Source organism: Aeromonas sp. 600479 (assembly GCF_049175515.1).
GTDB classification, from domain to species: domain Bacteria; phylum Pseudomonadota; class Gammaproteobacteria; order Enterobacterales; family Aeromonadaceae; genus Aeromonas; species Aeromonas veronii_A.
In genome coordinates, this window is the sequence record NZ_JAAKVF010000016.1 from 46,561 (window position 1) to 69,932 (window position 23,372).

The following is a 23,372-nucleotide window of genomic DNA, read 5'->3' on the forward strand; positions in this document are numbered from 1 at the left end:
TTAAGCTGCAATCAAGCTTGGTCGGCGACAATATTTGCCCTCTCCAGCAACCAGTTTGGGTTACTACATAAGGTTAAAACGATCTATGAAAAGAACACTCTTGTCCGTCATGGTGTTGCTGGGCGTCAGTGCCGGTGCCCACGCCGAAAACCTGCTCGATATCTATCAACAAGCCCAGCTGAAAGACCCGCAGTTGCTGCAGTCCAAAGCCGTTCGCGACCAGGCCTTCGAAAAGATCAACGAATTCCGCGCCCCCCTGCTACCCCAGATTGATCTGGGCGCCGGGCTCAATTATTTGCAAAACAAGAACGATACCCAGACCAATAACAACGCCAAGGGTGAGCTGACGCTGTCACAATCCCTTTATCGTCGCAGCAACTGGGTCAATCTGGATATCGGCGAGAAGCAGGCCACCCAGTCTGATGTCGCCTACAACCTCGAAATCCAGAACCTGATGGTGCGCACTGCCAAAGCCTACTTTGATGTGCTCAAGGCGATGGATACCCTGGAGTTCGTGCGTGCCAACAAGGTTGCAGTAGAGCGCCAACTGGAGCAGACACAGCAGCGTTTCGAAGTGGGTTTGACCGCCATCACCGATGTGCATGAAGCGGAAGCCTCTCGCGACCAGGCGCTGGCTGACGAGATCAATGCCGAGAATACTCTGGATAACAGCTACGAAGCCCTGCGCGAGCTGACCGGTGTTGATCACCGCAACCTGGACATCCTCAACACCGATCGCTTCAGCCCGCAGAAGACCGCCTTCGGTTCCGACAAATGGCTGGAGCTGGCGCTGGACAAGAACCTGCAACTGCACAATGCCCGCATCGCCAAGGACATCGCCAAGGAGCAGATCGATCTCGCCAAGACCGGCCACGAGCCGACCCTGGATCTGGGCGCCGGCCTGCAAACCAGCAATACCGATTACAAGCTGGATAGCATTCAGAACGGTGGCAATGACAACCAGGCCAATATCGGTCTGACCTTCAAGCTGCCCCTCTACAGCGGTGGCGCCACCAGCTCCAAGGTTAAGCAGGCTCAATACAACTATGTTGCGGCCAGCGAGCTGCTTGAGAAGAACTTCCGCTCGGTGCAGAGCACGGTGCGCTCCTCCTATAACAACGTGAATGCCAGCATCGGCTCGGTACGTGCCTACAGCCAGTCTGTGGTCTCCGCCGACAGCGCCCTGAAGGCGACCGAAGCCGGTTACGAAGTGGGTACCCGTACCATCGTCGACGTGCTGGACTCCACTCGCAAGCTTTACGAGGCCAAGCAGAAGCTCTCCGAAGCCCGTTACAACTACATCCTCAATATCCTGAGCCTGAAGCAGGCTGCCGGTGTGCTGGAAGCGCAGGATCTGGTGGAAGTAAACCAGGGCTTGATGCCTGCCACCGCAAAAGCCAAGGCCAAAGCCTGATAGCCGTTATCGGACATGAAAAAGGCGACCGCAAGGTCGCCTTTTTGTTATCCGGATTCTTGTCGGCGGCTCTCTCTGTTTATCGCGCCGTCTGTCGGCCCCACCATCCAGTGGGGCAAACACTATCGTTAGCCGCGCTCGCGGATCGTCTTGATGATGTCGGTGGTGGAGCAGCCATCCTCGAAGTTGAGAACGCGCACCTCGCCGCCATTGGCAGTCACCTCGGCGTAACCTGCAATCTCTTCCGGCTTGTAGTCACCGCCCTTGACCAAGAGGTCTGGCAGGATCTCGGCAATCAGGCGCTGTGGGGTATCTTCACCAAACGGCACAACCCAATCCACCGCGCCAAGCGCAGCCAGCACCGCCATGCGGCGCTCGGTCGGGTTGACCGGACGACCCGGCCCCTTGAGACGGCGAACCGACTCGTCGGTGTTGACCGCCACGATCAGGCGATCCCCCAGCTTGCCGGCGTTGGCCAGATAGGAGACATGGCCAGCGTGCAGGATGTCGAAGCAGCCGTTGGTCATCACCACCTTCTCGCCACGCAGACGGGCGGCACGAACCGCCACTTTCAGCTGGGCTTCGGACATCACGCCGAAGCCTGTCTCCTGCTCGGTGTAGAGGGCGTTGGCCAGCTCGACCGGGCTGACGGTAGAGGTACCCAGCTTGCCGACCACGATACCGGCAGCGGTATTGGCCAGTGCGCAGGCTTCGTCCAGGCTCTTGCCTGCCGCCAGCGAGGTGGCGAGGGTAGAGATCACGGTATCACCGGCACCGGTCACATCGTAAACCTCGTGGGCCTGAGCCGGCAGATGCAGCTCCGGCTGACCTTCGCGGATCAGGGTCATGCCGTTCTCGGAACGGGTGACCAGCAGGGCATCCAGCTCGAAACGATTGACCAGATCCAGCCCCTTGGCGACCAGCTCTTCTTCGCTCTTCACCTTGCCCACCACGGCCTCGAATTCGGACATGTTGGGGGTCAGCAGGGTGGCACCGCGATACTTCTCGAAGTCGGTCCCCTTGGGGTCGACCAACACAGGAATACCGGCGGCACGGGCGCGCTGGATCATGCCGGGCACGTCGTTGAGAGCACCCTTGCCGTAGTCGGAGAGGATCATCACGTCGCTGTTTGGCAGCGCCTGCTCAACCTTGCTCATCAGCAGGGTGGCATCGACGGAGTGGAAGGGCTCTTCAAAGTCCAAACGCAGCAGTTGCTGGTTGCGGGACAGCACCCGCAGCTTGGTGATAGTCGGGAAGTCGGCCAGACGAACGAAATCACAGGCCACCTTGACGCCAGCCATCTGGCCAGCCAGCGCATCGGCAGCTTCATCCTGACCGGTCAGGCCAAGCAGCACGGCGTGGGCGCCCAGCGCAGCGGAGTTGAGGGCCACGTTGGCCGCGCCACCGGGACGCTCCTCAATGTGTTCAACCTTGACCACGGGCACCGGCGCCTCGGGGGAGATCCGGCCGGTGGGGCCATGCCAGTAACGGTCCAACATGACATCGCCAACGACCAGAACGCGGGCTTTTTCAAACTCGGGCAGGGTGATCTTCATCTGTATCGACTCTCAAAACCTGAAAAATCAGTCGCCGATTTTATCACACTCTTTTATTTGAGGGAGAAAAAGCAAACCTGCGGTTTCCATTTAAAGGAAACCGATAGTTAGGATTCCCGTAACACCAGTGAACCACAATTAGCCCCTCTGACCAGCACACTGCCATTCGCCCCCGCCCCCCCTTTTCGGCTAGAATCCCCCGATTGTGTTTGCGAACAAGAGATTAGCCATGGCCCACGACAACGCTCCCCGCCTCGAGCCCCGCCTGTTTCATCCCCGTTACTGGGCCAGCTGGTTCGGCCTCGGCCTGCTCTGGCTGCTGACCCTGCTGCCGTGGCGCAGCCAGATGTGGCTGGGCCGTCAGCTCGGTCGTCTCGCCGCCAGGATATTGAAGTCCCGGGTCAAGATCGCCCGTCGCAATCTGGAGCTGGCGATGCCCGAGCTGACCCGGGATGAGCGGGAGAAACTGCTTAAGGCAAACTTCGAGAGCGTGGGCTGCGCCGTGTTCGAGGTGGGGATCGCCTGGTTCTGGCCAGACTGGCGGATGCGCAACCTGATGAAAGTGGAAGGGGAAGAGCATGTCATCGCTGCCATGGAAAAAGGTCAGGGCATGCTGCTGCTCTCCTGCCACTTCCTAACGCTGGAACTCAACGCCCGCTGTTTCGGGCTGGTGCGCCCCGGGGTCGGCGTCTATCGCCCCAACACCAACCCGGTGCTGGAGTATGCCCAGTACCACGGTCGCTGCGCCTCCAACAAATATCTGGTGGACCGGATGGATGTGAAGGGGATGATCAAGGCGCTGCGCAACGGCGACGCCCTCTGGTATGCACCGGATCACGACTACGGCAGCCACGCCAGCGTGTTCGTGCCCTACTTCGCGGTAGAGCAGGCGGCCACCATCACCGGCACCGCCACCCTGGCTCGGGTTAAAAACACCGTAACCCTGCCCTGCTACAACATCCGTACCAGCGAGGGTTACACCCTGCATATCGGGGCGCCGCTCGCCGACTACCCGAGCGGAGATGACATGATTGATGCCGCCCGCGCCAACCGCGAGATTGAAGCTGCGGTGCGCAAGGCGCCGGAGCAGTACATGTGGCTCCATCGCCGCTTCAAGACCCGCCCCTCTCCCGAGAATGCCGGCTTCTACTGAGCCGCAGCCTCAACAGGGGCCAGATCGCAAAAACTGACAAACCGCCTGCTGGCGGTTTGTTTTTATCTGCAATCTGGCCTGCGCGGCAAACAAGCGCCCCGAACATCTGCCGCTCGATAGCATCCTGCATGTTGGCGCCCATTCCCATCAATCAGCCGCAAAAGAGCCCTCATCACCGACCGTAAAAACTGAAAGCGGGTTACAAATTTATTGATTCATTGGTAAGCAATGGAGTATTTCGATAGATCCATCGCCACTACCCACTGATGAGTAATTGAGTGATTTGTCCCATTCGAATACAAAAACTGAATTTGTGATGTGAATCACCTTTACACGAAGGAGCGGCAAAGCTGAAGTGGTGACCTAAATCACAAAAAATGGTCATTCAAAACAGAAAAGATCGAAATGTAGCCGAATTACAGCTCTCGAACGTGATCAGGATCACTGGTTTGGGAGGGGGTATGGCTGGGTATCTGAGAGCTTGATCACAAGACACCCCGTTTTCAGCCTAATTTGATATCAAGCTGGTAGATTGAAGTTGCTTAGACGACCGGGATGGAGGTTCGGCAAAACCAGCCATCCCGACTACCACTTTTAATCAAACAGGCTTAAAACGGGGTCCCGACATGTTATCACCGGATACCAAAGTCAAGATACAGAATTTTGGACGCTTCCTGTCCAATATGGTCATGCCCAACATAGGCGCCTTTATCGCCTGGGGCTTTATCACCGCCCTCTTTATCCCCACCGGCTGGCTGCCCAATGAAACCTTGGCCAAGCTGGTCGGCCCCATGATCACCTACCTGCTGCCGCTGCTGATTGGCTACACCGGCGGCAAACTGATGGGCGGTGAGCGCGGCGGCGTGGTCGGTGCCATCACCACCATGGGTGTCATCGTGGGGACCGATATCCCCATGTTCATGGGAGCCATGATGGTCGGCCCGCTCGGTGGCTGGGCCATCAAGCGCTTCGACAAGGCGATGGACGGTCGCGTCAAAAGCGGCTTCGAGATGCTGGTCAACAACTTCTCCGCCGGGCTTATCGGCATGCTGCTGGCGATCCTCGCTTTCTTCGTGATCGGCCCCTTCGTCAAGGTGCTCTCCGGCCTGCTGGCCGGTGGCGTCGGCTTCCTGGTGGAAAACCACATGCTGCCGCTCACCTCCATCTTTGTCGAACCGGCCAAGATCCTGTTCCTCAACAACGCTATCAACCACGGCATCTTCTCACCGCTGGGGATCCAGCAGGCGACCGAGCACGGCAGCTCCATCTTCTTCCTGATTGAAGCGAACCCGGGCCCGGGCATGGGCGTGCTGCTGGCCTACATGGTGTTCGGTCGTGGTGCAGCCAAGCAGTCAGCGGCTGGCGCCTCCATCATTCACTTCTTCGGCGGCATCCACGAGATCTACTTCCCGTATGTGCTGATGAACCCGCGCCTCATTCTGGCGGTGATCGCCGGCGGCATGACCGGGGTCTTTACCCTGACCCTGTTCAATGCCGGTCTGGTCTCCCCTGCCTCACCGGGTTCCATCTTCGCCGTGCTGCTGATGACACCGAAAGCCTCCCTGATCGGGGTCGCGCTCTCCATCATCAGCGCCACTCTGGTCTCCTTCCTGGTCGCCGCCGTATTCGTGCGTGCCCAGCAGCCGGAAGCCGACGAGGCCGATGCCCTCGGTGAAGCCACCCGCAAGATGAAAGCCATGAAGGGCGGCAAGCCTGAAACCGCAGCGGCCAAAAAGCCGGGCGGTGAACTGATGGCGGTGCGCAATATTGTGGTCGCCTGCGATGCGGGCATGGGTTCCAGCGCCATGGGCGCCGGCCTGCTGCGCAAGCGGGTGCAGGCCGCCGGGCTCGATATCAGCGTCACCAACCGCGCCATCGATCAGCTCGACGATCAGGTGGACTGGGTCATCACCCACAAGGATCTGACCGAGCGGGCCCGTCGCCACGCGCCGCACGCTCACCATATTTCCCTGACCAACTTCCTCGACAACGGCCTCTATCAGGAGCTGGTTCAAAGCCTGAGCCAGGCCGCCAACGATGATGTCGCCAACCCGCAACTGTTGGTGGCGGCCAACGACGACAGCTACGAGCCGCAGGCCGCCGAAGTCTTTACCCTGAGCCGTCATGACGTGCATCTGGGACTGAAAGCGGACAGCAAGGAGGCCGCCATCCTGACCGCAGGCCGACTGCTGGCGGAGCGCGGCTACGTGGCGCCCGACTACGTCAACGCCATGCTGGAGCGCGAACAGCTGGTCTCCACCTACCTCGGCGAATCCATCGCCGTGCCCCACGGCACCATCGCCGCCAAGGAGTTTGTGAAGCGTACCGGCATCGTCATCTGCCAGTACCCGGCCGGGGTAGCCTTTGGCGAAGCCGCCGATGAGGTGGCGCGGCTGGTGATCGGCATCGCCGCCCGCAACGACGAACACATGCAGGTGATAACCCGCCTGACCAATGCACTGGATGAACCCGGTCTCATCGACCGGCTGGCCAGCACCACGGATCCCCAGGCCTTCCTGGATCTGCTGGGTGCCGAACAGGCTGCCTAATCATCTTTCATCGTCTTTGGTTCAAGAGGTTAATATCATGAAAACATTACATTTTGGTGCTGGTAACATCGGTCGCGGCTTTATCGGTAAAGTGCTGGCGGATGCCAGCCATCAGGTCACCTTCGCCGACGTCAACGACACCCTGATCGACCAGCTCAACCACCGTCAGGAGTACAAGGTCCATGTAGTAGGGGCGGATCAGAAACTGGACGTGGTGCGCAACGTGGCGGCGGTGAGCTCCGCCGGTCACGAGGTGATCGCCCGCATCATCACCGCCGATCTGGTCACCACCGCGGTCGGCCCCAACATTCTGGACAAGATTGCCAGTACCCTGGCCAAGGGGCTGCAGGCCCGCTTCGATGCCGGCAACCTGACACCGCTGAACGTCATCGCCTGTGAAAACATGGTGCGCGGCACCAGCCACCTCAAGCGGGAGGTACTCAAGTACCTGCCGGTCGCGTATCATGCCACGCTCGAATCCTGTATAGGCTTCGTCGACTCGGCGGTGGATCGCATCGTACCGCCCGCCACGGCTGCCAACGATGATCCGCTGGAAGTGACGGTCGAGAGCTTCAGCGAGTGGATCGTCGACCAGACCCAGTTCAAGGGGGAGCTACCGCAGGTGGCGGGCATGGAGCCCACCGACAACCTGATGGCCTTCGTCGAGCGCAAGCTGTTCACCCTCAACACCGGCCACATCGTCACCGCCTACCTCGGCAAACTGCGGGGCTATCGCACCGTGCGCGAGGCGATCGAAGATCCGGTGATCCGCAGCAAGGTGCGCCGCGCCATGGAGGAGAGCGGTGCCGTGCTGGTGAAACGCTACGGCTTCGACCCGCGCCTGCATGCCGCCTACATCGAGAAGATCCTCTCCCGCTTCGCCAACCCCTATCTGGTGGACGAGATTGACCGGGTCGGTCGTCAGCCACTGCGCAAGCTGGCGGCGGGGGACCGACTGGTGAAGCCGCTGCTCGGCACCCTGGAGTACGGCCTGCCAAACGAGCAGTTGCAGGAGGGGATCGCCGCGGCGCTCCATTATCGCAATGCCGATGATCCGCAGGCAGTGGAGCTGCAACAGCTGCTGGCGGAGCTTGGCCCGGCCAAAGCGTTGGCCCGCGTCACCGGACTGGATGCAGAGAGCGAAATCGTCCGCACCATAGTGGCTCGTTACGAGACCTTGTAATACCCTGCTGGCGGCGCATGACCGGATGCTCCTATTGATTGAATCGCAAGGAAATGCGCCCCATATGATAAAAACCGGGAGAGAGGCTGACTCTCTCCCTGTCAGCTGGACCCAATGCACCTATGACCACACACCAGGAAGATGAAGTACTGGAACGACTGAACGAGCAGGATGGCCCCCGCGGCTTCTTTCTCGAAGCCGTGACCATCCTGGAAGAAGCGGTCGACTCCCTGATGCGACGCGCCTTTCGTCAGGAGGAGTATGCCGTCAAATACGCCATTGAACCCCTGCTCAACCAGAGCGGCCCCCTCGGCCAGCTGGAGGTGCGCCTCAAGCTTATCTTCGCCCTCGGCCTCATATCACTCGAGCGCTATCAGGATCTGGAAGCCTATCTCAAGATCCGCGACTTTCTGGTGCGCGACCCCAAGGATTACCGCTTCAGCGACAAGCCGATCCGCGATCTGCTCGACCGCCTGCACGGGGTCAATCAGGGCGGCATGATGAAGCTGGAGCCCCCTGCCAGCGAAGAGGATTGGGCCTTCTACCAGATGCAGCTCAACCGGCTCGATCAGATGGTGCGCTCCGCACTGGTACTGGCGCTGGCCGACTGTGTCGGCGAGCTCCACAAGGAGAGCCCCATCTAATCCGGCCCCGAGGCCACCCCATCACCACGGTTGGCATCTGGCTGGCGCCCTGCACAACACCGCCAGCCACCATGACGCCGACTGTCGCACATCTCCCCATCCCGGCCATGATGCACGCTCCTTCGGGTGTCAATCTGACCAACTTAGCCACTACACTAGCTCCATACTCACTGCCTGAATCGAGGTCTGCATGATTGCCCTCTCTCTGGCCGGGATCGCCCTGGTCTCCGTGCTGGCCCAATGGCTTGCCTGGTCGCTGCGGGTACCCGCCATCCTGTTTCTGCTGCTCACCGGCCTGACTCTGGGCCCGGTCAGCGGCCTGCTCGACCCCGATGCCCTGCTCGGGGATCTGCTGTTTCCGCTGGTCTCCCTGTCGGTGGCCATCATCCTGTTCGAGGGGGCGTTGACCCTTCATCTGGCCGAGCTCAAGGGGATCGGCAAGGTGGTGCGCAATCTCTGCTCCACCGGCATGCTGGTCAGTTTCGCCGTCATCGGCAGCGCCGGTTACTTCCTGCTGGGGCTGGACTGGCGGGTCGCCACCATGCTCGGCGCGGTACTGGTAGTAACGGGCCCGACGGTGATCGCCCCCATGCTCAACGTGATCCGCCCCACCCGGGAGGTGGACAGGATCCTGCGCTGGGAGGGGATCGTCATCGACCCCATCGGCGCCCTGTTTGCGGTGCTGGTGTTCGAGGCAGTACGCCTCGGCAGTCAGGGAGACCTCATCAGCCATACCCTGTTGGCGCTGGGCAAGACAGTGCTGGTCGGCTCCCTGATCGGGGGGACGGCTGGTTGGCTCACAACCCTGCTCATTCGCAAGGACTGGCTGCCGGTCAGTCTGCACAAGTTCGGCGTGCTGGCGCTGGTGCTGGTCACTTTCAGTCTATCCAACTGGCTCAGCCACGAATCCGGTCTGCTGGCGGTGACCGTGTTCGGCATCTGGCTCGCCAATCAGGAGGGGCTGGATCTCGAGGAGGTGCTGGCATTCAAAGAAGACCTCGCTGTCATCCTTATCTCCAGCCTGTTTATCCTGCTGGCGGCCCGCCTCGATCTGGCCCAGCTCTGGCAACTCGGCCCCATGGTGCTGGCACTGCTCTGCGTGGTGCAATTCGTGGCGCGCCCGCTCTGTATTCTGGTCTCGACCTGGGGCTCGGATCTCTCCTGGCGAGCTCGCGCCCTGCTAAGCTGGATCGCCCCGCGCGGCATAGTCGCGGCGGCAGTCAGTGCCTCGTTCGCCATCAGCCTGCATCAGGCCGAGATCCCCGATGCCGACAAGCTGGTGCCACTGGTATTTGCGGTGATCATCTCCACCGTGGTGTTGCAGAGCCTCACCTCGGCACCGCTGGCTAGCCTGCTCAAAATGCGCCAGAGCGCCCCCAACACCTGGCTCATCATAGGGGCCAACTCGGTGGCGCGGACCATAGGCCGGGCGCTGGCGGATCAGGGGGTGCCGGTACAGCTCTGCGATCCCGCCTGGGAGTTCTGCAAACAGGCGCGGATGAGCAACCTCCCCTGCTATTTCGGCAACCCCCAGTCGGAACATGCCGAGCTGCACCTGCCGCTCACCAGCATCAGTACCGTGCTGGCGCTCTCCCCCAACCGCCACAACAACGCCCTCGGGGTGCTGCACTTCGCCCACCTCTACGGCGAGGAGCAGGTCTACTCCCTGCGCTCCAGCGAGCAGCACGGCAAGGCCAACCGGGAAAGCGCCACCTTTCGCGCTCGCCAGAACCTGTTCGGCCCCGACATCAACTATGCCCGGCTGAGCAGCCTGCTGAGCCGGGGCGGCCAGATCAAGGCGACCCGCCTGAGCGAGGCGTTCGACTGGGCCCAGTATCAGACCGCCAATCCCGGCGCCATCCCGCTCTTCATCATGGATGGCAAGGGCAAGCCCCAGATCGTTACCGGCCCCGTCACTCCGCAGGCGGGTGAGCTGCTGATCGCCCTGCAGCCGCCCAGAGAGCAGGGCGCCGAATGAACGAAGCCAACCATAATCCGCTGATCGCCCCTCTGCTGGTGCTGCTGCAACAGGCGGCGGGCAGCTACAAGGTGCATGAACTGATGGCCGCCCTGCGCCAGCAGGGGGCGATCCCCCGGCTGGCCGACGACGAGCAGTTGCAGCTGTTTCGGGTCAACTTCCTGATCATGAACGCCCTCTACCAGTTGCAGGCCGAGCTCTGGCAAGAAGGATGGTGGCTAGTGATCAGCACCCTGGATATCCGGCTCGAACCGCTGGCCGGGAACCAGGAGGTCAACCACGGCTTTGCCCTTAGCGAAAATCTGCGCGGCTACTATCTCGACTGGCAGGTGTTCTGGCAGACCGATCGTGCCGAAGTAGAGGCCCTGCTCAACCGCTTCTGGCACGCTTATGACGGTGAGGGGCACAAAGCCGAGGCGCTGGCCCTGTTCGAGTTGAATGAAGGGGCGAGTCAGGAGGCGATCCGCCGCCGCTGGCGGGAGCTGGCATTGCAGCACCATCCGGATCGAGGTGGTAATGCCGAGACCTTTATCCGTATCCGCTGGGCCCGGGAGGTCCTGCGGGGATGATCCGGTTGCCGTCCGCACAAAGAGAGGCATAGACTGGAGCTGAATCCCCCTTCACAGGAGAGCATCATGACAGTCAGTGAACTTCGCAAGCTCTATCAACAACAGATCCTGCAAGAGGCCGAAATACTCCACGACGTGGCCATCCCCGGCTGGCTCATCGAATTCAGAGGCAATGATGGCGCTCTCTACGAGCTGACCGACACCCTCGGCTGCCCGGTCAGTTTCGATACGGTCGAGCAGGCCCGCGATCATGTGCATCTGGTAGCTGACTGCCCGATGCAGGTAGAACACCTCTATCGCTTCTTCGAACGTTAACTCAAACCGCCACATCTCACCCCTAGCCCCGGTGAGGCTTGTACCAGGCATATAGTCAGCACTTGCCTGCCACAGGCCTCCCCAGAAAAACTGCTTCGATTTGCTCGTGTTGCAGAGTGCAAGTTGCACGCTATCTGGCATAGACAGCTATAAGTCTGGCTATGGAGTGGCTATCTCTATGGTTACATGGACCAGCTCTTCATGTATCGCCAACCGCGCGCGGATCTCGCTGGCGGAGACAGGCGCCGCCATCAGCAGGGAGAGCACGCAGGCATACTGTTGCTGTCCCACCCGCCAGACGTGCAGATCGCGGATCTCGGCATCCGGCAGGTCGGCAATCACCTCACGGATCTCACCCACCAACGGGGTATCCATCTCGGCATCCAGTAACACCCGACCGGAGTCACGCAACAGACCCCAGGCCCACACAGCCACCAGTACGGCCCCCACTATGCCCATCAGGGGATCCAGCCAGTCAGCCCCCCACAGCATGCCCCCCACCAGTGCTAGGATCGCCAGCACGGAAGTGGCCGCATCCGCCAGCACGTGGATATAGGCGGCGCGCAGGTTGAGATCCTGATGGCCGTGGTGAGCGTCATGGTCATGATGATCGTGGTCGTGATGCTCATGATGGTGGTCATGGCCGTGGTGATGATGGCTGTGATCATCCTTGAGCAACCAGGCACAGGCCAGGTTCACCAGCAGCCCCACCAGCGCGATGGCGATCGCCTGTTGATAGTGGATTGGGCTGGGATCCAGTAGCCGGAACACCGACTCGAACAGCATCAGCCCGGCCACCCCCACCAGCAGGAGAGCACTGGTGAAGCCACCCAGCACCTCGATCTTCCAGGTGCCGAAGCTGAATCTGTGGTCGCGGGCAAAGTGGCGGGCGGCGCGATAGGCCAGCACCGAGAGACCGAGCGCCAGCGCGTGGGAGCTCATATGCCAGCCGTCGGCCAGCAGCGCCATGGAGTTGTAAAACCAGCCGCCGCCGATCTCCACCACCATCATGATGACGGTCAGCAGCACGGCCCAACGGGTTTTCTGTTCAGCCAGCGGATTCCCTTCGTGGACGACGGGTTGGTGGCAGTGGGATGAGACAAGGGATGACATGGATTTCTCCTGAGGACGATAATGCAATATACTATACCCCAGTATAGTTTTATTGATCGAGAGGATCCTGCATGTCACACACCATTCACGGTAAAAAGAAGCTGCTGGCACGGGTACGTCGCATCAAGGGACAGGCCGGTGCGCTGGAGCACGCGCTGGAGCAGGAGAGCGACTGCGCCGCCATTTTGCAGCAGATCGCGGCCATTCGTGGTGCCGTCAACGGCCTGATGCTGGAGGTGCTGGAAGGGCACATGCGTGAGCACCTGGGCGCCGAAGAGGCGACCCCGGCCGAGCGGCTGGAAGATCTGGATCAAGTAGTGCGGGTATTGCGATCCTATCTGAAGTAAGGCCGGTGAACGAGGCTGAGGGCAACCCCGCATCATCCCGTTTACGGCTGTGCGGCGTCTGCCCGCCAGCCCCCGTCCCTTTCGGGCTTGAGCCACCGCCAGCTTTGCGCCATGATGTCCAGCCCGGCTGACCGCCGGTTTTACTGGACAGTCAATTTCAAGGACCCCCCATGTTTGAACACGTCGATGCTTATGCTGGCGACCCCATCCTGACCCTGGTCGAGACCTTCCACAAAGACACCCGCGAACAGAAGGTGAACCTGGGGATCGGCCTCTATTACGACGAGCAGGGCCGCATTCCGCTGCTGCCGTCGGTGCAGCAGGCCGAAGCCCAGCGCGCTGCCGCCCCGGCGCCGCGTCCCTACCAGCCGATGGAGGGTGCCGCCAACTACCGCACTGCGGTGCAGCACCTGCTGTTTGGTGCCGACCATGAAGCGGTCAAGGCGGGACGTATCGCCACCATCCAGACCATCGGCGGCTCCGGCGCCCTGAAGATCGGCGCCGATCTGCTCAAGCGCTACTTCCCGACCTCCGAGGTGTGGGTCAGCAATCCCACCTGGGACAACCACAAGGCGATGTTCGAGGGGGCCGGCATCAAGGTGCATGACTACCCCTACTACGATGCGGCCACTGGCGGCGTACAGTTCGATGCCATGATCGACTGCCTGCGCAGCCTGCCAGCCAAGAGCATCGTGCTGCTGCACCCCTGCTGCCACAACCCGACCGGGGTGGATCTCTCCCGTGCCCAGTGGGATCGGGTGATCGCACTTGTGGTCGAGAAGAACCTGATCCCCTTTATGGACATCGCCTATCAGGGCTTCGGTGACGGGCTGGAAGAGGATGCCTATGCCATTCGCGCCATGGTGGCCGCCGGCGTCAGCTTCTTCGTCAGCAACTCGTTTTCCAAGAACCTCTCTTTCTACGGCGAGCGGTGCGGCGGCCTGTCGGTCATCTGCCAGGATGCCGAAGAAGCCAGCCGCGTACTGGGCCAGATGAAGGCCACCGTGCGCCGCAACTACTCCAGCCCTCCCACTCACGGTGGCCAGATCACCGCGGCTGTGATGAGCCAACCCGAGCTGCACGCCATGTGGGTCGATGAAGTGACCGAGATGCGCACCCGCATCAAGGCCATGCGCCAGAAGCTGTTCGAGGTGCTGAGCGCCAAGGTGCCGGGCCGCGATTTCAGCTACTTCATCAACCAGCGCGGCATGTTCAGCTACACCGGCTTCACGCCGGAGCAGGTTGACAGACTGCGCGAAGAGTTCGCCGTCTATCTGGTGCGCTCCGGCCGCATGTGCGTGGCGGGCCTCAACAGCCGCAACGTCGACTACGTGGCCGACGCCATGGCGGCTGTGCTCAAGGGCTAATCCGCACAAGCCCCGCTTCGGCGGGGCTTTTTTGTCTTGTCTCTTCCCTTCGCTTGTGGAGTACTTATGGATCTGATCGCTCTCTCTCGGCTGGGAGGTCGCCATCTGGTCACCCTGCATCTGCTGCTAGACAACCAGAGCGTCACCCGCACCGCCGAGCGGCTCTGCACCACGCCTTCTACCGTCAGCAAGACCCTCAACCAGCTGCGGGATCTGCTGGGGGATCAACTGCTCTATCGCCAGGGCAACCAGCTGCTGCTCACCCCCATGGCCGAGCGACTGGCTCCCACCCTGCATCGGCTGCTGGGGGAGCTGAACGGCCTCACCCGCCAGAACGCCTTCAACCCCCAGCAGTGGCAGGGCAGCTTGCGGCTCGGATTGCGCGAGAGTGTGATGACCTGGCCGGTGGGCCCCATTCTGGGTCAGCTGATGCAGGAGGTGCCGGGTATGGTGCCGGAGATCTGGAACAAGGATGAGCAGGGGCTGGAGGCGCTGGCAGCGGGCAAACTCGACTTCGTCATCCTGCCCCATGACCAGAGCCAGCCGTTACCGCGCCAGCCCGGGCTGGTGTGGGAGACCCTGCGGGAAGAAAAACTGGTCTGCCTGTTACGCAAAGATCATCCGGCGCTCGCCAAGCCCTGGGATCTCGATGCTTATCTGAGCTGGCGCCATATCGCCATCCGGGATCAGGAGCTGGCCAACCCCTTCTTCGAGCAGAGTCTGGCCCAGCAACAGGTGCGTCGCCAGATTGGCGCCACCCTGCCCGATTTTGCCAGCGCGGCGGCCCTGCTACCCCAGACCGATCTGATCCTCACCGCCATCGGTGGATGGGCGGCCTGCATGGCCAGTCAGCCGGATCTGGTGATGCGCCCGGCACCGTTCGATTACGGCAAGGTGAGTCACAGTCTGGTCTGGTATGGCCCGGCCGGTGATGGTTCGGCCCGCCACTGGTTCCGCCAGCGGATCCTGCAACTGGGTCGCGAGCTGGTCGAGCCCTGAGCCAGGTGACAGCGAGAAGAGATGGATGTTTCGCCACGGCGAAACATCCATGGCAATGAGGGATCAGGGACGTTTGGTATAAATGGGGCTGGGGAAAGAGGCGACATTGCTACCCAGATCAGTAATGCGGGCAGCCCCCTGCTTTTTCACCTGATCGATGCGCAACACCTGATGCATGGGGATAAGGGTGTGATGCACATCGGCAAATTCGCTCTTGAGCTTTTCATGGCTGGGATCGACGATAAGCGCCGTGTGATTGTCCCAGACAAAATCGGCGATCTCGATAAATCCAAACAGTTGGCCCTGATTCACCTCGCGCACATAAACCTCATAGCGCTCGTTGTGGCAAATAAACTGAACCCGATATAACGCCTTGCTTTCACTCATGATTTATCTGTCGTGGAGGGTGGACGGATGGGCAATATCATAACGAGCCACAAGGTCCCCTCCAATAGACAGAAGTCACAGTTGTTTGCTTTTACTGCACAACTAGGGAATCGATTCGCCCCTTCAGATCAAAGGGGGCAAGGTCACGGCCCCCACTCCAGCAGCACGTAACCGATTCGCCAGCCACTCCAGCTCGCTGCGGGTCGCGTCTGACCAGCGACTCGCCTCACCACGTACCCCATGATGACGAAAACCATTGATACGGATAGGTACTGGCCCCAGCCGCAGCAGGAAAGCGGCGAGCTCCGCGTCCAGCTCACCGCTCTTATCCAGAAAATCGCTCTTGCCCGGCACATGGAGCAGCCGCAGTTCGGTCAGCTTGCCGTGACGTGCCAGCAGTTGCAGAGACGCCAACACCCGCTCGCGACCATAGCCGGTCAGCGAATGATGCACCGTGTCACGCCACCCCTTGAGATCGAGCATGGCGCCATCGAGCACCGGCAATAGCCGCTGCCAACCGCTCTCGGCCAACGAGCCGTTGCTGTCGAGCAGGCAAGTGAGATGAGCCAGATCCGGCGCAGCCTTGATGGCGGCAAACAGCGCAACCACGAAGGGAAGCTGGGTGGTCGCCTCACCACCGGAGACGGTAATCCCGCTGAGCAAGGGGCTGTAGCGGCGCAGCAGGTCCAGCACCTCGGTCACCGTCATGGTGGCAATCTTCGGATTGGCGCTGCGCGGGCACGCATCGAGACAAGCATCGCAATCGGTGCAGAGCGCCGCCTGCCAGCGCACGCTGCATTTCCCGGGGCGGCCCTCAGTAAGGGTCAGCGCACCGCTCGGGCAGACAGCAATACAGTCACCGCAATCGTCGCACAGCCCTATGGTGTGCGGATTATGGCAGCCGGGGCAGCGAAAGTTGCAGCCCTGCAGAAACAGCACCAGCCGGTTGCCCGGCCCGTCAACACAAGAAAAGGGCAGCACCCTGCTCACCAGGGCGCTGCGTTTTGGCAAAACATCAGCCATCGGTGCGAACTCAATACTCGCAGATGGTCGATTCGTGGGCGACTACCCGCGGTGCTCGCTGACGAATGGCGGTCACTTCACTCGCCTCGGCCCCGAGACAGGTGGTCTGCAAGCGCGAGCCTTCTTCTGCGAAACGAGCCACATCGCTCTTGCGGATCATGTAGCCGGTCACCCGCACCAGATCGCTGTCGGCCACGTTGGCGGTGAACTCGCGCATACCGATGGCGAGCGCCCCTTTGCAGAGCTGCAACAGCGCCTGCGGGTTCTGGCGGATGGTGGGATCCAGGGTCAGGATCTCGCTGATCCCCGAGTGGTAATAGCTATGGTGCGGCGCCAGCGCCAACACATGGCTGGCGGGATCCGGCTCATGACCATAAGGGATGCGCACCCCGGGAGTCACAGCCACATCGATGCTGAGGCCACCCTGTGAGTGCAGCAGCGCGCGCCCCCCCCAGGCGTGGGTTTGCGGCGTCGCAGTGACATATTCCGAGAGCTGAGCCGAGATGCGATAGCCAAGCTGATTCGCCTCGTCGTCGTGTCCATAACGATCTGGCAGATTCTCTTTATCCATCAGGATATTCACCGCTTCCGCCATGCCGTAGATGCCGAACATGGGGACAAAGCGCTCCTCATCCAGCAGCCCCTCCTTGACCAGGAAGCAGTCGAAGAAACCGGACTCCTCGTGCAGGAAGGCGGCTCTCGCCTCGATCAGTTGCGAGGCCAGACGGCAGTAGTGGGGCAACAGGCAGCCGAGGAAATCATCTATACCCTGAGCCTGCTCGGCGACCCGCTTGAGGGAGATGCGCACCAGGGTATTGGCGCCACCCGCCTGCGGCAGGGCGTTGTAGCAGCTGACGATACCAAAACCACGCTGGTCGAAGGTATCGCGATGGATCGGGTAGTTGGCGATGTGCGGCTTGCTGCACTCGGCAATGTTCTTCACCGCCTGCAGCAGCAGATCGTCCGGGGTCTGCTCCGGATCGTGGAAAAAGGTGAGGTTTGGCGCCACCTGCTTGAGCTCGTTGTCGATGCGCAGGATCAGGCGGCAGATCCGGTTGTCATCGGGGCCGATGTTGACGTGCATGAAGGCGTCCGGCAGCACCCGGTCCAGATAGACCCAGAACCCCTTCAGCTTGCGATAGAGAGTCTCGTCATCCAGTTCGCCGACGAAGGGCAGCAGCAGGTGGTCGAGCCGCCCCAGCCAGACCGGCATGCCGGTGACCGAGGGGACATGGTGATAGAGGATGCGCAGGGCATCGAGCGCCTCGTCGAAATCCTGCGGCGCCGCCAGCTCCAGCCAGGGAGAGCCCTGAGTCAGGAATTTTTCATAGTCCGGCAGTACATAACGTGGCTTGTAGGGGGCGTGCCCTTCGAACATGTCGCAGATAAATCCCTGCGTCATCGCCTCGGCGACTGCAGCAGGCAGGTCGGGGTAGGGCAATGCATTCTCGGCAGCCAGTGCCAGTGCATGGCTCTTCTGGGCTGCGGAGAGATGGGGATCGCGCACAATGCGCTGACAGGTTTCGGTCAAAGACATGGGACACTCCTTCACGGACAGAGCCCATATCCTCACCATTTAAAGGCCTTTTTTGAAGTGACATTCATGACATGACGGATGTCGAATAATGACATCCATTACACAAGATCACGACTCGCGTTTCACCAAGGCAAGAGCTCTGCTATGCCTCCCAGCCAGCGCAGCAGGAAGAAGCCCCCCATTCCGCCCACCACCACAACCAGAGTCGGCAGCCGCAACAGGGTCAAGAGCATCACCCACAGGGTGGCGGCCAGGTAGTCAGGATCCCAGTCAAGACCTATCCCCGGCTCGTAGCTAAAGACGATGGGCAACCAGATGGCGGTCAGCACCGACTGGGCCGAGAAGCCGAGAAACGCCCCCATCTCGGAACCCGGCTGATATCGGGTCAACCGAGAAAAGAAGGCGAAGCGGTTGAAAAAGGTGATCAGGGCCAGCAGGCCAATCATCAGCCAACTCACGCTACCTCCTCATCCGGTGCAGCACATAGCCCACCACCATGCCAGCCAGAGCCGAGACGATGATGTGGATCTCCGCCAGCAGCGGCTTGGTAAGCAACGCTGTGCCGCCGCTCACCAGAGTGGCCGCCACCATGGGCAGGTTTTTCATGGCGGGAATTGTCATGGCGATGAAGGTGGCCGCGATGGCAAAATCCAGCCCCATGCTGTCCAGTCCATCGATGTACTGGCCGGCCGCGATACCGAGCAGGGTCGCCAGATTCCAGAACAGATAGAAGACGAATCCCGCGATGAGCGCGTAGGCCGGATCAAAGTGGCCGCTGCGCTCCCGGTCTTTCAGCGCCACAGCGAACATCTCATCGGTCAGGAAAAAAGCAAGGCTGGCACGCCAGCGCAGGGAGAGCGGCAATACGTCACGGCGGAAGGTGAAGCCGTATAGCAGATGCTGGGAAGTGATCACCATGGTGGAGCCCATAATGGGCAGCAGGGGCGTGCCCGCCCCAAACAGGGTCGTGGCCGAGAGCTGGGCGGCTCCGGCGTAGACCAGCAACGACATCAGCTGAGCCTGAAGCGGACTCAGCCCTGCCTGCAACGCCAAAGCGCCACACAGGATCCCCCAGGGGATCACCGAAATGGAGAGCGGGAGCATATCCAGTGTGGCACGCCACCAGAGCATCCCCGTTCGCTCGGGCACGCTCGTTACTGACATCATGTGATCTTCCTTGTCACAGCCAAAGCGAGCCGAAAAAACTAGCACGGGACAACAAGCGCTGTCACGTCATCACTGGCGGGAAATAAAACGCCCGCGGAGTCGCGGGCGTGCACAAGGGGATCAGGGCTCGATGACGATGGGCGTACCCGGGTCAATAGCGTCCCACACCTCATCCAGCTCGTGGTTGAGCATGGCGATGCAGCCGTTGGTCCAGTTGGAAGGCTGAACCCTGCGGTTGCCAATGCTGTTGCGCTGGCCGTGGATCATGATCATGCCACCCGGACGAACACCCAGCTCATTGGCACGCTTGATGTCATCCAGGTTCGGATAGTTGATATGGATGGCTTTGTAGTAGCCGGAATTGGTCTTCTTGTAGTCGAGGGTGTAGCGTCCTTCCGGAGTACGCTGATCCCCTTCCTGCTGCTTGTGCCCCTTGGGCGCCGGGCCCAGAGCAATCCAGTAGCGCTTCAGTTCTTTGCCCTCCTTCATCAGGGTCAGGCTATAGGTCGACTTCTTGACCACCACCAAATCGGCTTTTTCGGTCAAGGCAAAACTCAATGCGGGCCAAAGCCCCAACAAACACAGTAATACGGCTCTCATTCCATCCCTCGACAAGCCTCTGGTGCGGGCTTTTCTTGTTACCAGATCATCTGAACGATGCCCGCCGAGCGGCGAGCGAGCGCCATGATATTGGATCGCCATCAATACTCAATAGACCCAATGAAACATATCTTGGCGGTGAGAGGTGAATGGCCCATGAACGGTCTTCGCTGATATGGCCAATTGATAATAAAAACAAAAAGATAGCTTACATTTTCTGGCTGGCCATGAGACCTCTGATCGATAAATATGTAGCATTTGAACCTGATTCAGGATGACATCATGTCTCTGTACTTCTTGCCGAACTCTTTGCTGCCCCGTCTGCTGCTGGCCAGCGTCCTGCTCTGGTTGACCGGCACAGCCGGAGCCGAAGAGCCGCGCTGGCTACGCGAACCAGCCCTCTCTCCCGATGGCACTCGGCTCGCCTTTACCTGGCAGGGGCGAATTTTTATAGCCAGTGCCGAGGGGGGGCCCGCCACAGCGCTCACCGGCAGCGGCTACCTGAGCCAGCGCCCCGTCTGGTCGCCCGATGGCAAACAACTCGCCTTTGCCGCCAATCTCTATGGCAACGAAGATGTGTTCGTGGTGCCCGCCAGCGGCGGCGAGATGGTGCGCCTCACCCGCGATTCGCGCACCGATCTGCCGCAAGCCTTCAGCGCCGATGGCAAACGGCTGTTGCTGAGCAGCCAGCGCCCAGGCTCGGCTACAGCCGATCACTTCATCGCGGAAGGGGTTCAGTGGGGCGAGCTCTACTGGACGCCGGTTAGTGGCGGAATGCTGCAAGCTGACTTGCCGCTACCTGCCACTCTGGCGCGTCCGCACGGTGCCAGATTGGCTTATCAGATGCCAGCCATGGATCAACCGTTTCGCAAACACCAGCGTTCATTTGCCGTCTCCCGCCTCTGGCTGTTTGATGGCAAGCAGCATAAGCAACTGACCGAAGATCGGATTGCGGCCACCGATCCGGTCTGGAGCGACAAGGGGGATGCTCTCTTTTACCTGAGTGAGCGCAGCGGAGATTTCAACGTCTGGCGCCGGGATCTCGCCAGCGGTACAGAGCTGCAGCTCACCCACTATCAGGGTCACCCGGTCAGGGGGTTGAGTGCCTCGACCAAGGGGGATCTGGTCTGGTCGTGGCAAGGGGAGATCTATCGCCTCGACGAGGGCAGCAATACTCCACGCAAACTGCTTATTCAGCCGCAGATAGCCATCGAACCCGATCAACTCGGCGTATCGTCCGGGATGGCCGATGACATGGTGGTCAGCGAAGAGGGAGACGAGCTGATCCTGACCAGCGAAGGCAACCTCTACGCCGTCAACCCTGGCCGGGAGCGGGTGCGCCAGCTCACCCATTCCCCAAGCGAACAGTCCAGTCCGCTCTATGCAGAGCAAGGTGGCTCCCTCATTTACCTCTCGGAGCAGCAGGGACACGCAGCGCTCTACCGGCTGAGCAAGGAGGATCCCGAGCGGCTGTTCAGCGCACCGGGTACCCTGACCGAAAGCCTGCTGCTGGCCATTCCCGGCAAGGGGATCAGCCGTCCTGTGCTCTCCCCGGACGGCAAACAGCTCGCCTTTGTGGTGGATGGTCAGGCCATCCATCTGCTGGATCTGGCGAGCAACCAGCAGCGGGAGCTGGTCCCTGCCAGCTTCAATCCGTCACGCCACGAGGTCTCTCTCGCTTTTGCCCCCGACTCCCGCCATCTGGCGCTCACCTTCCGCCCCGACTCGGCTCAGCAGGAGATCGCCGTCATCGATACCGCCAGCCCCGGCGCGGTACCGGTCAATGTCAGCCTCAACGGCTATCAGGATAGCTCTCCCGTCTGGAGCCAGGATGGCGCTATCCTCTACTGGCAATCGACCCGATATGGTGTGCTGGGGGCCGATGGCGAACCGCTCGGTAACAATCTGCTCGGCCTATACAGCAGTCGCGCCGCCAAGGCCGACTTTCTGGCCGAGCGGGAGGCTCCCAAAGGTGGCTACGGCTTCGAGAGTGAACGACTGGGCCATCGCGAGGCGCTGCAGCTACTGCCCACCGGGGTACTGCTGACCAGTCGCATCGTTGATGACCAGCTTATCTATCTGGTCGAAGAGGCTGGCGACGGTGATCAGAGCGAGATCAAAGGTTATGCCCGGGATCTGCGCAAAGGTGATACCCGGGTGCTGTTTGCCGAACAGCCAGGCCCGGTACTGGCCAGCCTCAACCGGCAAGCCACCCTCGCCACCCTGGTTCGGGAGGGGGAGATCACCCGCATCGACCTCAACTCAGGCGAGATCCACAGCGCCCCCTTTGCCCTGCAAAACCAGCTGCATTGGCGAGCTCGTATGGCCGCCGCCTTCGATCAGATCACCCGGCTCACCCGGGACGAATTCTATCGGGACGATATGAACGGGGTGGATTGGGACGGCTATGTCGCCGCCTACCGCCGCCAGTTGTCGGGCATCGGCAATCCCCGCGACTTTGGCAACCTGCTCGCAGAACTGGCTGGCGAGCTCAATGTCTCCCACACCTGGGGCAGCGGCCCGGCTCCCTTCCCGCGCATGGCGGACGAAACCGCCAGCCTGGGGGGGTACTGGCAGGATGACGAGCAGGGGGTGACCCTCACCGCCCTGCTGGCGGGCGGCCCGCTGGACCAGGAGAGCGACATTGTTCCGGGCTCCCGTCTGCTCGCCATCAACGGCCTCCCGATTGCCAATCTGAGCGATCTGGATCAGGCCCTCAACCAGCAGGCCGGCAACCGGCTGGTACTTACCGTTCAGCCACCGCAGGGCAAGGCAGCGAGCGAGCTGGAGGTGACCGCCATCGATCTGCAGCAGGAGTATCGGTTACAGCTCGACAACTGGGTCAGCAAGCGCCAGGAGCTGGTGGCCACCCTGAGCCAGGGCCGCGTTGGCTACGCCTACCTGCCGGAGATGAGCAGCGCAGCCTATGAAGAGCTGGTGGCACAGGCCCTTGGCCGGCTACGTGACTGCGAGGCCTTGATCGTCGATGTGCGCTTCAACAAGGGGGGCTACCTGGCCAACACCCTGGTGGAGTTTCTGACCGGCAGCGGCAGCACCAAGGGAATGGCCAGCAGTTGGCCACGTCAGGGTAAGGGTGAAACTGATGCCGCCACCCGCCAGTGGACCAAGCCCTCGGTGGTGCTAGTCAATGCAGGCAGCTACTCGGAGGGTTCCGCCTTCCCCGAGTACTACCGCACCCTCAAGGTCGGCCCCATCGTCGGCGACCCTGTACCCGGCACCGGTACCATGGTCTACGCCCACGACTCCAGACTATTTCCGGGGCTCGCCTACGGCATTCCGACACTGGGGCTGCGCAAGCCGGACGGCACCTTCTACGAAAATCAGGAGCTGATCCCGGACCTGCAGGTGCCCCTCACCCCCGCTGACATGGTGGCCGGACGCGACCCGCAGCTGGAGGCGGCGGTACAAGCCGCCCTCAAGCAACTGCCTGCGAGCGCCAAGTAACAGCAC

20 protein-coding genes are annotated in these 23,372 nt (G+C 61.1%); 12 read left to right on the forward strand and 8 right to left on the reverse strand.

Going from position 1 to position 23,372, the window contains the following annotated elements:
* The first annotated feature begins 85 nt into the window (after positions 1-85).
* The gene (gene tolC / locus G5149_RS16055; RefSeq protein ID WP_005343100.1) at positions 86-1,414 is read left to right on the forward strand and encodes an outer membrane channel protein TolC; all 1,329 of its coding nucleotides are present in this window, start codon (positions 86-88) and stop codon (positions 1,412-1,414) included.
* Between the two features lie 128 nt (positions 1,415-1,542).
* Here the strand turns inward: tolC and hldE are convergent, their stop codons facing one another.
* A complete protein-coding gene (hldE, locus tag G5149_RS16060; protein ID WP_216979538.1) occupies positions 1,543-2,970 on the reverse strand; it encodes a bifunctional D-glycero-beta-D-manno-heptose-7-phosphate kinase/D-glycero-beta-D-manno-heptose 1-phosphate adenylyltransferase HldE in 1,428 nt (475 codons plus the stop codon).
* Positions 2,971-3,199: 229 nt separating this feature from the next.
* On the opposite strand from hldE, the gene lpxL reads away from it, so the two are divergent.
* The 7 genes from lpxL to G5149_RS16095 all read left to right on the forward strand — a co-directional run bounded on the left by lpxL (position 3,200) and on the right by G5149_RS16095 (position 11,361).
* Positions 3,200-4,123, forward strand: a complete 924-nt coding sequence (gene lpxL / locus G5149_RS16065; RefSeq protein WP_216979539.1) for an LpxL/LpxP family Kdo(2)-lipid IV(A) lauroyl/palmitoleoyl acyltransferase — start codon at positions 3,200-3,202, stop codon at positions 4,121-4,123.
* 626 nt (positions 4,124-4,749) lie between these two features.
* The gene (locus tag G5149_RS16070) at positions 4,750-6,672 is read left to right on the forward strand and encodes a PTS mannitol transporter subunit IICBA (RefSeq protein ID WP_421212966.1); all 1,923 of its coding nucleotides are present in this window, start codon (positions 4,750-4,752) and stop codon (positions 6,670-6,672) included.
* 37 nt (positions 6,673-6,709) lie between these two features.
* Positions 6,710-7,855, forward strand: coding sequence for a mannitol-1-phosphate 5-dehydrogenase (locus G5149_RS16075; protein WP_421212967.1), 1,146 nt, complete (start codon positions 6,710-6,712; stop codon positions 7,853-7,855).
* Positions 7,856-7,977: 122 nt separating this feature from the next.
* Positions 7,978-8,499: an MltR family transcriptional regulator gene (locus tag G5149_RS16080; protein ID WP_005354914.1), complete on the forward strand. Its 522-nt coding sequence runs from the start codon at positions 7,978-7,980 to the stop codon at positions 8,497-8,499.
* A 190-nt stretch (positions 8,500-8,689) separates the two neighbouring features.
* Positions 8,690-10,477 (forward strand): cation:proton antiporter, encoded by a 1,788-nt coding sequence (locus tag G5149_RS16085; protein WP_421212969.1) that lies wholly within the window; start codon positions 8,690-8,692, stop codon positions 10,475-10,477.
* The gene (locus tag G5149_RS16090) at positions 10,474-11,046 is read left to right on the forward strand and encodes a DNA-J related domain-containing protein (RefSeq protein ID WP_421212970.1); all 573 of its coding nucleotides are present in this window, start codon (positions 10,474-10,476) and stop codon (positions 11,044-11,046) included. The genes G5149_RS16085 and G5149_RS16090 overlap by 4 nt, the downstream gene beginning before the upstream one ends.
* A 66-nt stretch (positions 11,047-11,112) precedes the next feature.
* Positions 11,113-11,361: a hypothetical protein gene (locus G5149_RS16095; protein ID WP_266135317.1), complete on the forward strand. Its 249-nt coding sequence runs from the start codon at positions 11,113-11,115 to the stop codon at positions 11,359-11,361.
* Between the two features lie 159 nt (positions 11,362-11,520).
* Here the strand turns inward: G5149_RS16095 and dmeF are convergent, their stop codons facing one another.
* Entirely contained in the window at positions 11,521-12,474 is a 954-nt protein-coding gene (gene dmeF, locus G5149_RS16100) for a CDF family Co(II)/Ni(II) efflux transporter DmeF (RefSeq protein ID WP_337073643.1), read from the reverse strand.
* Between the two features lie 71 nt (positions 12,475-12,545).
* Between dmeF and G5149_RS16105 the strand changes: the two genes are divergently transcribed.
* The 3 genes from G5149_RS16105 (at position 12,546) to G5149_RS16115 (ending at position 15,187) form a co-directional block, all read left to right on the forward strand.
* The gene (locus G5149_RS16105) at positions 12,546-12,821 is read left to right on the forward strand and encodes a metal/formaldehyde-sensitive transcriptional repressor (protein ID WP_005343089.1); all 276 of its coding nucleotides are present in this window, start codon (positions 12,546-12,548) and stop codon (positions 12,819-12,821) included.
* Between the two features lie 170 nt (positions 12,822-12,991).
* A complete protein-coding gene (locus G5149_RS16110) occupies positions 12,992-14,188 on the forward strand; it encodes an aromatic amino acid transaminase (protein ID WP_288727298.1) in 1,197 nt (398 codons plus the stop codon).
* Between the two features lie 66 nt (positions 14,189-14,254).
* Positions 14,255-15,187 carry a LysR family transcriptional regulator gene (locus G5149_RS16115; RefSeq protein ID WP_005343087.1) on the forward strand — a complete coding sequence of 311 codons (933 nt, stop codon included), beginning with the start codon at positions 14,255-14,257 and terminating at the stop codon, positions 15,185-15,187.
* A 63-nt stretch (positions 15,188-15,250) separates the two neighbouring features.
* Here G5149_RS16115 and G5149_RS16120 read toward each other — a convergent pair whose 3' ends face one another.
* The 6 genes from G5149_RS16120 to G5149_RS16145 form a co-directional block, all read right to left on the reverse strand.
* Positions 15,251-15,574: a DUF1820 family protein gene (locus tag G5149_RS16120; protein WP_005343086.1), complete on the reverse strand. Its 324-nt coding sequence runs from the start codon at positions 15,572-15,574 to the stop codon at positions 15,251-15,253.
* A 123-nt stretch (positions 15,575-15,697) separates the two neighbouring features.
* The gene (locus G5149_RS16125) at positions 15,698-16,597 is read right to left on the reverse strand and encodes a YjjW family glycine radical enzyme activase (RefSeq protein ID WP_421212971.1); all 900 of its coding nucleotides are present in this window, start codon (positions 16,595-16,597) and stop codon (positions 15,698-15,700) included.
* A 10-nt stretch (positions 16,598-16,607) separates the two neighbouring features.
* Entirely contained in the window at positions 16,608-18,134 is a 1,527-nt protein-coding gene (locus tag G5149_RS16130) for a YjjI family glycine radical enzyme (protein ID WP_337073646.1), read from the reverse strand.
* Positions 18,135-18,256: 122 nt separating this feature from the next.
* Positions 18,257-18,592: an AzlD domain-containing protein gene (locus G5149_RS16135; RefSeq protein ID WP_337073647.1), complete on the reverse strand. Its 336-nt coding sequence runs from the start codon at positions 18,590-18,592 to the stop codon at positions 18,257-18,259.
* A 1-nt stretch (position 18,593) separates the two neighbouring features.
* The gene (locus G5149_RS16140; protein WP_005348822.1) at positions 18,594-19,301 is read right to left on the reverse strand and encodes an AzlC family ABC transporter permease; all 708 of its coding nucleotides are present in this window, start codon (positions 19,299-19,301) and stop codon (positions 18,594-18,596) included.
* Between the two features lie 120 nt (positions 19,302-19,421).
* The gene (locus tag G5149_RS16145; protein ID WP_337073648.1) at positions 19,422-19,901 is read right to left on the reverse strand and encodes a L,D-transpeptidase family protein; all 480 of its coding nucleotides are present in this window, start codon (positions 19,899-19,901) and stop codon (positions 19,422-19,424) included.
* A gap of 282 nt (positions 19,902-20,183) precedes the next feature.
* On the opposite strand from G5149_RS16145, the gene G5149_RS16150 reads away from it, so the two are divergent.
* Positions 20,184-23,366: a S41 family peptidase gene (locus G5149_RS16150; protein ID WP_337073649.1), complete on the forward strand. Its 3,183-nt coding sequence runs from the start codon at positions 20,184-20,186 to the stop codon at positions 23,364-23,366.
* The last annotated feature ends 6 nt before the right edge of the window (positions 23,367-23,372 follow it).

Excerpts from the sequence above, each read along its gene's own strand:
- G5149_RS16085 (WP_421212969.1), top strand. The coding sequence starts at position 8,690 with ATGATTGCCCTCTCTCTGGCCGGGATCGCCCTGGTCTCCGTGCTGGCC.
- G5149_RS16095 (WP_266135317.1), top strand. The coding sequence starts at position 11,113 with ATGACAGTCAGTGAACTTCGCAAGCTCTATCAACAACAGATCCTGCAA.
- dmeF (WP_337073643.1), bottom strand. The coding sequence starts at position 12,474 with ATGTCATCCCTTGTCTCATCCCACTGCCACCAACCCGTCGTCCACGAA.
- G5149_RS16145 (WP_337073648.1), bottom strand. The coding sequence starts at position 19,901 with ATGAGAGCCGTATTACTGTGTTTGTTGGGGCTTTGGCCCGCATTGAGT.
- G5149_RS16110 (WP_288727298.1), top strand. The coding sequence starts at position 12,992 with ATGTTTGAACACGTCGATGCTTATGCTGGCGACCCCATCCTGACCCTG.
- G5149_RS16080 (WP_005354914.1), top strand. The coding sequence starts at position 7,978 with ATGACCACACACCAGGAAGATGAAGTACTGGAACGACTGAACGAGCAG.
- lpxL (WP_216979539.1), top strand. The coding sequence starts at position 3,200 with ATGGCCCACGACAACGCTCCCCGCCTCGAGCCCCGCCTGTTTCATCCC.
- G5149_RS16075 (WP_421212967.1), top strand. The coding sequence starts at position 6,710 with ATGAAAACATTACATTTTGGTGCTGGTAACATCGGTCGCGGCTTTATC.
- G5149_RS16115 (WP_005343087.1), top strand. The coding sequence starts at position 14,255 with ATGGATCTGATCGCTCTCTCTCGGCTGGGAGGTCGCCATCTGGTCACC.
- hldE (WP_216979538.1), bottom strand. The coding sequence starts at position 2,970 with ATGAAGATCACCCTGCCCGAGTTTGAAAAAGCCCGCGTTCTGGTCGTT.
- G5149_RS16125 (WP_421212971.1), bottom strand. The coding sequence starts at position 16,597 with ATGGCTGATGTTTTGCCAAAACGCAGCGCCCTGGTGAGCAGGGTGCTG.
- G5149_RS16070 (WP_421212966.1), top strand. The coding sequence starts at position 4,750 with ATGTTATCACCGGATACCAAAGTCAAGATACAGAATTTTGGACGCTTC.
- G5149_RS16090 (WP_421212970.1), top strand. The coding sequence starts at position 10,474 with ATGAACGAAGCCAACCATAATCCGCTGATCGCCCCTCTGCTGGTGCTG.
- tolC (WP_005343100.1), top strand. The coding sequence starts at position 86 with ATGAAAAGAACACTCTTGTCCGTCATGGTGTTGCTGGGCGTCAGTGCC.
- G5149_RS16150 (WP_337073649.1), top strand. The coding sequence starts at position 20,184 with ATGTCTCTGTACTTCTTGCCGAACTCTTTGCTGCCCCGTCTGCTGCTG.
- G5149_RS16105 (WP_005343089.1), top strand. The coding sequence starts at position 12,546 with ATGTCACACACCATTCACGGTAAAAAGAAGCTGCTGGCACGGGTACGT.
- G5149_RS16120 (WP_005343086.1), bottom strand. The coding sequence starts at position 15,574 with ATGAGTGAAAGCAAGGCGTTATATCGGGTTCAGTTTATTTGCCACAAC.
- G5149_RS16130 (WP_337073646.1), bottom strand. The coding sequence starts at position 18,134 with ATGTCTTTGACCGAAACCTGTCAGCGCATTGTGCGCGATCCCCATCTC.
- G5149_RS16140 (WP_005348822.1), bottom strand. The coding sequence starts at position 19,301 with ATGATGTCAGTAACGAGCGTGCCCGAGCGAACGGGGATGCTCTGGTGG.